Genomic DNA, 8,317 nt, shown 5'->3' on the forward strand with positions numbered 1-8,317 from the left:
AACGGCAACTCCCTGCCGATTGCCGGATACTTGTGCTCAACAATAGTACCGTCAAAGTCTACTGCTATGGTCATTGTGTGTATTATTTTTTGTAAATTATATAAATCATAATTGCTCAAATTACTCTGTCTTATTTAAATTTAGGAAGATATGTCATTGATGTTAATTTTAGTAAGATTATGCGTCAACAATCATGGAGATAACAAGTGAGCGTCATATTCCTTGTTGCCGGACATCAGCTGCTTCATTGTAGTTGAGACATATTCCTCCACGTAAGTCCTACATTTTGCAAGTTTCAAAGAGTGCCCAAAAAGTCAATGCCGTTTCCACACTTTTCTGTTAGTATTAAACCACTGTATAATATATTATATTAAATAAGTAAATATTTCACAAAAAACATTATCAAATCCAATTGGTTTTAACTATCAACATACGGCTGCCTGAATAGAATCGACCGTTTCAAATAAAGAAGGAGCGGAAAAATTGGAAATGAAAGCCACAGGCAGTTCTGTCAGATAAGTTGTATATACTCGGGATCAACCTCCACTCCTACGGCAAGAAATCCTTCCAGTTCGACGAGCAGGCGTTTGACCTTGGAGCCCCGTGTCGTGAGCAGCCTTCCCTCGTATCCGCTGAGCGGTCCGCCCTCAATGCGGATCTTACGCCCGTACATGGTTGGGGTAATTTCTTCCGGCAGGTAATACCTGGGGGATTCAGTGGCATCCACGGCACGGATGAAACGTTCCATGTCCGTATCAGCCACCGTCATCGGCTCGCGCCACGTGCCACGCAGCCAGCGGTACTGGAGGGTAGGTATCTTTTCCACGACGGCGTCAAGGTTGTTTTGTGTTTCATGCACGAAGAGCAAGTCCTGTATGAAGGGCACTTCCTCACGGATACGCATTCCCTTGCGGGTGACCAAGTGCCATTTCATAGGAACGAAGACCTCCATCTTCATTTCTTCCAGCAGCTTATAAGCGGGTACTTTGGCGTTTGCCCTTTTCAAGTCGCGCATTACGTACCACCTCATTCCTTTTTCGATCCTTGTAAATGCCGCCATTTCGCTTCAGGACATATTTATCAATCCTGCAAGATTGTGAATATTTCTATCAATCAGGCAGTTATAAATACAATTCGTAAAAGTTCGGGATTTCTCCCTGTTCTTGTTCCATTGCTTCATTCCCGATCAGAAATCTGCGTCTGTTTGCCATTATATCTGGCGGATTTTCAGGTGCGTTTGCACCTGCTTCTGTTGCACTTCTCTTCGTAAGAGATGAATAACCGGATGCAAAATTACGAAAAATATTGAGAATAACCACAAAATGAGTAAAAAAAATAACAATGGGACACGAGCCGATCCTTAAAACCGCAAAACGGATTGTTGAGCGAACTGCTTTTTAAAAGAAGGCAAAGTATTTATTATCAGACTGTTTTATTCATATATGTCGCATTGTTCATCTCTTACGAAGAGATCATAATTTTTGCTTAACATTTTATCATCCCTGAACATTCTTACATCCAAGATTATTCCTTGAACAAGTATTCCTTATTCAGGAATTTTTTTTTCACTTCTCTCGAAAAGAAAGCGTCTGTCCGCTCGATATGTTTGTTATTCCCTGCATAAGTGCATAAGGAATTTAAAATTAATCTGTTTGCCTTATCAATGGTGGCAGTGTCCAATGTGGTCAGATAGATCCTAGTTGTGTTTTCCGAATCATGTCCCATACTTTCGCTGATTACGGAAATCGGAATATTCTTACTCCGGGCCGCACTGGCCCAGGAATGACGGGCGACGTAATGGGTCAGGGGGACAGACAAGCCCAGTTCTTTTCCGATAGCTTTCAAATATCTGTTGATACGATGGGATGCGTTGATATATTGCTTTCTCTCGTCCATGCCCGGTCTGGCGATAATGGGAAGAAGGTACGGGGAGCCGGGAATATTGTAACGGTCCACGATCTCCTGCATGCACGGCTCCCATTTTACAAAAAGTTGTTGACCGGTTTTTTTCCGCCGGTATGAGAGGATGCCGTTGTTGAGATCCTTCTTTTTCAGGAACACCATATCGATCATGGACATCCCCCTTGTGTAAAAACTGAGAAGCAGCATGTCCCTTGCAAACCTCTTGGCCGGATGAAGTGACAGGTCCAATGTCATGAGCTGTTTTATCGCACGCAGGGGAACGGCCCGCTTCGTCGTTCTCTCGACTCCCGTATAGACATGTCTGAAGGGGAAACGCTGGATAACGAGTTCTTTCTCCACGGCACGGTTATATACCGCCCGCAGGTTGCGCATGTAAAAAGAGATGGTATTCATGGAAACCCCGCCTGATTTCAGCCACGCCTCGTATGCGATCATCAGGTCGGAATCCATATCACAGGGCGGTATGTCCCTTCCCTCCATGAAACGCATGAAACTGTTAAGGGTAGAGGTGTAGGTCTCGCTTGTCCGTATCTTGCCCAGGCGTTTCAGACCGTTGGTGACATCCCGCATAAATACGGAAAAAGACAGCCCGCAATGTCCATCGTAAAAGGCAGAGGTTACATCATCGGCGGTGAAAGTACCTCCCTTCCGTTCCAGAGCTGTGATGACATTCTCCAGACGGTCGGTATCTTCCGCTATTTTTTTATCCAATAGCAATAGATATTGTCGTCTGTCCTCATCGGATGACGCGATGACAATCCGGGAATGCCGCTTGCTCCATTCGGCAGGAAACAGCTTGCAAGAGGTGTTGATCTGCCTTGCCACACGTCCGTGAATCACTTGATAATAAACCGTACCCTCTCTGCCATCCACAGAAGAAGGTCTGAATTTAATTTTTACTGTAGCCATAAACTCTCTGATTTAAAATTATACAGAATGCAAAATTATCAAAAGGTGGTAGCCCGTCTTTTGCTGGCGAGCCATGCGGTTATGTACCATCCGGTAAAATACCGTTCCTTGTCAGCCATCGGCTGCCGACGATCGGAATTTGACTTTCACCCTTGCCATATCATCTCCGCCTTTTTGAATTTCTGCCCCTGATCGAGTCGGCCTTGTTTCCCAGCTCCCTTGCCGCATGCTCCTTTAACCGTGCCTGCTCGATAAGGGCGGCCCGCTCGTGTACCGCTTCCTCGTAGGCTTCCACATCCTTGCGCATTTGGTTTATCTTGCCGTTGTCACGGTTGAATCCGAAAATATTTTCCAGTCCGGAGATATTTTCAGGCGATGCTTCGCCCTTCATCCTGATGTAGCGGTACTTCAGGTCGTTGTCGGCACGGTCGTAGTCCGGCTGTCTGGCCGCATGGAGGGCGACTGCCAGGACGGTGACCATCGCGAACATCCCGGTGAAAGTCCAGAGTATACCTTTGGACTCGATGCTGACAGTATGGCGGTGCTCGTTGCGGATCCTTGCATTGTCACCGGTTGTCTTCAGCAGGGCCTTGATCTCCTCCGAGGTCTGCTCCCCGGTTTTTCTTATCCCGGCCAGGATTTCAGCGGTTCTGTCCGGCAACGGGTTCCTGCCGGACACGTCCTGCATGCTTTTGCTGACGGCGAGGAGTGTTCCGGCATATTGGCTGAACGATGTCCGGATTCCGTTCAAATCCCGTTCAAGCCCGTCCCTGATTTCCCGTAACATGGCAATTCCGGTCTCACCGCCCGTTACCGCCTTGTTTTTATCCGCCGGGGCGGATGACAATATCTCCACTTTCTTCTCGATCCTTTCAAGACATCCGTAGATGCCTTCCAGATAGTTTTCCTCTTTCATCTTTCAAGGTTTTTTCGTTATACATACTAGTTTACAAACTCCTTCCTTTCCTGCGCTTCTTCTTTCTCCGCAGGCGTTCCGCCTCTTTCTCGTCCTCCGTCGGTGCCACCGACGGCATGAACACGCCACCCGTACCGGTGACTTCGACCAGGTTATCAATAACAGAACCATGACTTTGTTCATGGTACGGTTGCTTTCGGGAAACGTCATTTTCCAGGAACGTGACATGGTTACGGTCCAATGCCACATCCAGCCTTGACCAGCTGAAACTGCGGTCAATCCCACTTCCCTTGAATGACAGACCGTCCTTGATAAAGCGGATGCCCTGCACTTCATTAGTGTTTCCCTTGTACTTGAATTCCATTTCCACGCCCATTTTTAAGAGCTTATTTTGAAATTCATAAATTGTATCTGCACTCCTCAAAGCTTCCTTAACCGCACGATATATCTCGTATTTCACCTTTTCGGAAGCGTGCAGCTTTTCCGTTTTAACGGACTGTTTGCCTTCGGAATAGGTGAGCGAATACTTGTCTTTAAGCATTTTTGTCACTTTCTCGTTGCGCCTGAAATCGTTGCTGTCGGAAATCACTTTCCCGTCGAAGTCCACCCGGTTGAAGACGATGTGGCAGTGCGGGTTGTCCGTCCCGTGATGCCTCACCACGATGAACTGCGTGTTTCGTATCCCAATCAGCTCCAGGTATTCCTCCGCCAGACTTGCCATAAAGGCATCGGTCAGCCTCGGTGCGTCCTCCGGCTTGAAGCTGAGCGCGATGTGTCCCACCGGTTTCGTCACGTCTGGATTCAGCAGGCATTGCCACCGGAAACTTCGCGCCATCTCTTCTGCCGTTCCTAGCAGCACACCTTCCGAGGCGATGATTTTTGCGTCGTCCTTCTGCGTCACGTAGCGTATGCAGCCGCCGAACGAGCGGCCTTTCCTGATCTTCCCTATCATGAGGCTATCCTCCTTTAGGTCTGTAATCATCCATGATCCGCTTCAGCTTTTCCAGCAGCCCGCCTATCAGCAGCCTTGTCCTGTAAAAGCCTGCCTGGTGCGAGAGCTTTGTCAGCCGGTTCAGGTTGTTCGCCATTCCCGCCAGGCTGCGCAGCAGCGCGTTCTCCTCCGGTGTATGCCTTGCCGTAACGGTGGCCGCCAGTGCCGCCTCCCTGATATAGACCGCCAGACTCCGGCCGGACTTCCCTGCCCTGAACCTGAGAGTCTCGTAGCTGACGGGGGAGAACTTCACCGTCACGCCTTTGGTCAGCTTCCGCGTCCTGCCCAGTGCCGGACGGCCGCGTTTTTTCTTCATCCCATTCATATCCTTTGTCATATGTTTTTTCTTTTTCGTCCGTACTTCTTTCATTCCAAAATCTGCGACCGGCGGGAGCGGATTTGCCCTCCCTGCAACCGCCGGGAGCGGGGAGCAAGGGTTTTCGGGAATCCGGAAACATACCCTTGCTCCCCCCACAGAAAAATCCCCCCGCATTTTCCACATTGAAGCGGGTACACAGGGGACGGTGCATACATCGGGTACACTCCACGCCCGGTTACAGGCTGTCAGATTTTTCTCCACTGCTCGATGTCCCCACGGTAGGCGGCAAGATGCTCCCTGGCAAGGTTCTCCAGCAGTCCGGAAACGCTCATGCCACGCCCGCCGAGCCTGCGGACGACGGCGTCCAGTTCGTCCCTCACATCCTCACTGACGAACACCGTCTTGCGGTTCCTGATCTTCGGGACGGTGAGGTATGTTTCCCGGTACTCCTCCAGCGAGGCCCTGCGCTGCCTGCCGCTCGTCCTTCTTCTCACGGGGTCTTCCGGTTCCGGCGGGGTGTCCTTTCTTCCCGCCTCCCCGGACACCTCCTCCGCATCAGTCCCGGATGGAATCACCGGTTCCGCATCCATACCGGTGGATTTCCCCGGACCGGGTTCCATCATGAGTCTTTCCCACCACTCGTCGTGGCCGGGGCTAGGACTACGACCGTTCTTTCTGTCTGCGGTTTCGGATGCCGCCGTTTTCTTTCCTCTTGGTTTTTCAGTCGGTTCACTTTTCATTGTACATGGATTTTAGATGGTTGATACTGTGGGCACGGTCTACCCGTTTGCCCGGTTGTCGGAAGCAAATAAAACGATAATAACAGACGGTGTGAAACGGACGGGTCCGATTGGCGGGGTTTGCCGCGTTATTCATATTGTTGGATCAGTCTGACGGTGATGACTTCACAAATATACGCACCGGAAATTTTCCACTCTTCGGGAACGGATCTGAACGTCTGTTTACTAAAAGCGAATGAATGTCAAAATCAGATTTCCATGACATCTGATGACATATAATGACATCTGATGAAGGGCCGGAACCATATCCGGGAACAATCATTTACTTTGCGGATGAAACAAGTACGCATATGGTGTCAAAGGTAGTCATCCTGTCTTGAAATTCAGGATGTTCCGCCGGAATTCACTAAATTGCGGCACGGAATCCGGATTCGAAAAGAGAATGAAACAGATGTCAAACCTGAAATTACATTGATTATGGAAATAGTGAACATTGAAGCAAGGACCTTCGAGGCGATGCTCTCGGCCTTCCGGACGTTCGCGGACCGGCTGGACACCCTTTGCCGGCTGTACGGTGACATGGAAGAGAAGAAATGGCTGGACAACCAGGAGGTGTGCCTGCTGCTGAAGGTCAGCCCGAGAACCCTGCAGACCCTGCGTGACAACGGTACGCTGGCATATACACAGATCTGCCACAAGACTTATTACAAGCCCGGGGATGTGGAAAGTATCGTCCGGATAGTGGAGGAGCGCCGCAAGCGGGCTGAAAGCATGGGAAAATCAATTTGAGAAGCCATGGGAAACGAAAGGATGATACTTTCTCCCGACAGTCTGGCAGGCGGCTGGGAAAGTCTGGACGGCAGTCCCGATTTCTACATCTTCAGGGATTCCAGCGGGGACTACCGCCTGCTGGCCTACAGCCTTGACGCGGAGTACGGGCGTGGAAGCTTCTCGCTCTACAGGATAGACGGGGACGGGGAGGGATGCCATATCCGTATCGGTACGAAAGAGTGCCGGTTCATGTCGGAGGGATGCCCCCACACCCTCCATGTCATGGGGTGGGGCCGATATATGAGAAACTGAAAAAGTAAATGTCAAACCAACAAACAGATGAGATTTATGATGAATACCGATAACCGTCTGCTCACCCGTGAGAGCAGCGAGCATATAAGAGAGTTCTTCTCCACCGTCGAACGTCTCTCCGTTTCCATGGAGCGTCTCTTTGCCGGCAGGTCACCGGCGATGGCGGGCGAGAACTTCTATACGGACCGCGAACTGGCTGAAAAGCTGAAAGTGAGCCGCCGCAGCCTGCAACAGTACCGTGACAGCGGCCTGCTTGCCTTCACCCGGCTGGGCGGCAAGATACTGTACCGTTCTTCCGATATCGAGAAGCTGCTTGACAGTTGCTACAGGGAGGCGAGAACCAGGCCGGAGGAACTTTAGAAATGTTCCGTACGGGATCGTGAATGAAGGGGCGGTCGGTTGTCATACCGATCGCCCCTTCGTTTTCTTTCCATCGGATGAACGACTTTAATTTGCTCATAAAGTATTTATACACAGAGTATTTCTCTTTATGAATTATGATCCGGTGACAACATTGGCATAACATGGCGGGACATGGAAACATTTTTCCGGTATGGCAATAAGATACGGGGATTCCATTATAAAAAAAGACCCTTATTTTATTATGTCATTATGTTATTCTGAAATTGGGGCGGGTCGTTCGTGTACCGGTGGGACGATCCATTCCCGTAATGGCGGCACATTCCGTACCGGTATCATTATCCTCCGGCAATGCCGTTTCCCGGTCTTTTCGGAGTGACCTTATGCCGGCCGGTGACAACCGCATGTCCGTGTGTAAACATGACGGCACATAAAAACAGGCACATCCGACGGGCTTTTGTCCCGTCGGATGCGCCTGTCTCCGTCATGTCATATACAGCCGGACTCCTCCGGCCCATGTCTCTATCTGAGTATCGGATTCGAGAGCAGTATCTTGTAATAGGCCACTCCGCCAATCTCTACCGGCATCCTCGCCATCATGAACTGCACGCTCTTCCTCTCCACCTTCGCCTGCCGCATGAGTCTCTGCACGATAAACCCCGCCGAGAACCTTGCGCATCTTTTGTCCTTCCAGACGATGAACCCCTCGCTGTCGTCGGCCCGGCAGATATACCAGTCACCCGTCTCGTCGTCGTGGGCGAAGTTCACCCGTCCGCCGCCGAGGATTCCCAATTCGATTGACATCGTCTTTGACAGATAGACAGTCCCCCTGCTGTCAAGGTTGATGGTCCGCTTACCCTTGTATGTGACTTCCTGCGGACGGAAGTTTTCCCTGTTGTATACTATCAGTGCCATAATTGTCCTTCTTTTATCGGTTGAACTGTTTTCGTTTTTCAATACATGAAGCTTTCCACCGCCAGCATCTGACTTCTCCATGCAAAACCGCTGTGGGTACGTACCGCGTCCACTATCCTGCATACTTTCTGCGATATGGCCGATGCCGAGATACCCATGCA

11 protein-coding genes and 1 pseudogene are annotated in these 8,317 nt (G+C 50.1%); 2 read left to right on the forward strand and 10 right to left on the reverse strand.

Features of this window, described 5'->3' with window-relative positions; translation table 11 throughout:
* Nucleotides 1–511 precede the first annotated feature (511 nt).
* The 6 genes from AB5062_RS22170 to AB5062_RS22195 all read right to left on the reverse strand — a co-directional run bounded on the left by AB5062_RS22170 (nt 512) and on the right by AB5062_RS22195 (nt 5,798).
* A complete protein-coding gene (locus AB5062_RS22170) occupies nt 512–1,030 on the reverse strand; it encodes a UpxY family transcription antiterminator (RefSeq protein ID WP_117696329.1) in 519 nt (172 codons plus the stop codon).
* A 494-nt stretch (nt 1,031–1,524) separates the two neighbouring features.
* Nucleotides 1,525–2,832 (reverse strand): tyrosine-type recombinase/integrase, encoded by a 1,308-nt coding sequence (locus AB5062_RS22175; protein WP_368326986.1) that lies wholly within the window; start codon nt 2,830–2,832, stop codon nt 1,525–1,527.
* A 160-nt stretch (nt 2,833–2,992) separates the two neighbouring features.
* Nucleotides 2,993–3,748: a hypothetical protein gene (locus AB5062_RS22180; protein ID WP_195574933.1), complete on the reverse strand. Its 756-nt coding sequence runs from the start codon at nt 3,746–3,748 to the stop codon at nt 2,993–2,995.
* A 31-nt stretch (nt 3,749–3,779) separates the two neighbouring features.
* Nucleotides 3,780–4,700, reverse strand: coding sequence for a relaxase/mobilization nuclease domain-containing protein (locus AB5062_RS22185; RefSeq protein ID WP_368326985.1), 921 nt, complete (start codon nt 4,698–4,700; stop codon nt 3,780–3,782).
* Between the two features lie 4 nt (nt 4,701–4,704).
* Nucleotides 4,705–5,076 carry a mobilization protein gene (locus tag AB5062_RS22190; RefSeq protein ID WP_195574937.1) on the reverse strand — a complete coding sequence of 124 codons (372 nt, stop codon included), beginning with the start codon at nt 5,074–5,076 and terminating at the stop codon, nt 4,705–4,707.
* A gap of 227 nt (nt 5,077–5,303) precedes the next feature.
* Nucleotides 5,304–5,798 carry a DUF3408 domain-containing protein gene (locus AB5062_RS22195; RefSeq protein WP_008666977.1) on the reverse strand — a complete coding sequence of 165 codons (495 nt, stop codon included), beginning with the start codon at nt 5,796–5,798 and terminating at the stop codon, nt 5,304–5,306.
* Nucleotides 5,799–6,275: 477 nt separating this feature from the next.
* On the opposite strand from AB5062_RS22195, the gene AB5062_RS22200 reads away from it, so the two are divergent.
* Nucleotides 6,276–6,587: a helix-turn-helix domain-containing protein gene (locus AB5062_RS22200; RefSeq protein ID WP_038607834.1), complete on the forward strand. Its 312-nt coding sequence runs from the start codon at nt 6,276–6,278 to the stop codon at nt 6,585–6,587.
* On the opposite strand, the gene AB5062_RS22205 is transcribed toward AB5062_RS22200, so the two are convergent.
* A complete protein-coding gene (locus AB5062_RS22205) occupies nt 6,579–6,896 on the reverse strand; it encodes a hypothetical protein (RefSeq protein WP_182423011.1) in 318 nt (105 codons plus the stop codon). The genes AB5062_RS22200 and AB5062_RS22205 overlap by 9 nt on opposite strands.
* 21 nt (nt 6,897–6,917) lie before the next feature.
* Here AB5062_RS22205 and AB5062_RS22210 point away from each other — a divergent pair, with 21 nt between their 5' ends.
* Nucleotides 6,918–7,241 (forward strand): helix-turn-helix domain-containing protein, encoded by a 324-nt coding sequence (locus tag AB5062_RS22210; protein ID WP_007853013.1) that lies wholly within the window; start codon nt 6,918–6,920, stop codon nt 7,239–7,241.
* Nucleotides 7,242–7,579: 338 nt separating this feature from the next.
* On the opposite strand, the gene AB5062_RS22215 is transcribed toward AB5062_RS22210, so the two are convergent.
* The 3 genes and pseudogenes from AB5062_RS22215 to AB5062_RS22225 form a co-directional block, all read right to left on the reverse strand.
* Nucleotides 7,580–7,729: a hypothetical protein gene (locus AB5062_RS22215; RefSeq protein WP_229035973.1), complete on the reverse strand. Its 150-nt coding sequence runs from the start codon at nt 7,727–7,729 to the stop codon at nt 7,580–7,582.
* A gap of 34 nt (nt 7,730–7,763) precedes the next feature.
* Nucleotides 7,764–8,156, reverse strand: a complete 393-nt coding sequence (locus AB5062_RS22220; RefSeq protein WP_258920479.1) for a hypothetical protein — start codon at nt 8,154–8,156, stop codon at nt 7,764–7,766.
* 38 nt (nt 8,157–8,194) lie between these two features.
* Nucleotides 8,195–8,317, reverse strand: a pseudogene (locus AB5062_RS22225) (sigma-70 family RNA polymerase sigma factor); the annotation flags it as partial.

The sequence above is a fragment of the Phocaeicola sp. RTP21359st1_B8_RTP21360_211022 genome (genome assembly GCF_040911965.1).
Lineage (GTDB): Bacteria > Bacteroidota > Bacteroidia > Bacteroidales > Bacteroidaceae > Phocaeicola > Phocaeicola vulgatus.

Excerpts from the sequence above, each read along its gene's own strand:
- AB5062_RS22170 (WP_117696329.1), bottom strand. The coding sequence starts at position 1,030 with ATGAGGTGGTACGTAATGCGCGACTTGAAAAGGGCAAACGCCAAAGTA.
- AB5062_RS22175 (WP_368326986.1), bottom strand. The coding sequence starts at position 2,832 with ATGGCTACAGTAAAAATTAAATTCAGACCTTCTTCTGTGGATGGCAGA.
- AB5062_RS22180 (WP_195574933.1), bottom strand. The coding sequence starts at position 3,748 with ATGAAAGAGGAAAACTATCTGGAAGGCATCTACGGATGTCTTGAAAGG.
- AB5062_RS22185 (WP_368326985.1), bottom strand. The coding sequence starts at position 4,700 with ATGATAGGGAAGATCAGGAAAGGCCGCTCGTTCGGCGGCTGCATACGC.
- AB5062_RS22190 (WP_195574937.1), bottom strand. The coding sequence starts at position 5,076 with ATGACAAAGGATATGAATGGGATGAAGAAAAAACGCGGCCGTCCGGCA.
- AB5062_RS22195 (WP_008666977.1), bottom strand. The coding sequence starts at position 5,798 with ATGAAAAGTGAACCGACTGAAAAACCAAGAGGAAAGAAAACGGCGGCA.
- AB5062_RS22200 (WP_038607834.1), top strand. The coding sequence starts at position 6,276 with ATGGAAATAGTGAACATTGAAGCAAGGACCTTCGAGGCGATGCTCTCG.
- AB5062_RS22210 (WP_007853013.1), top strand. The coding sequence starts at position 6,918 with ATGATGAATACCGATAACCGTCTGCTCACCCGTGAGAGCAGCGAGCAT.
- AB5062_RS22215 (WP_229035973.1), bottom strand. The coding sequence starts at position 7,729 with ATGACGGAGACAGGCGCATCCGACGGGACAAAAGCCCGTCGGATGTGC.
- AB5062_RS22220 (WP_258920479.1), bottom strand. The coding sequence starts at position 8,156 with ATGGCACTGATAGTATACAACAGGGAAAACTTCCGTCCGCAGGAAGTC.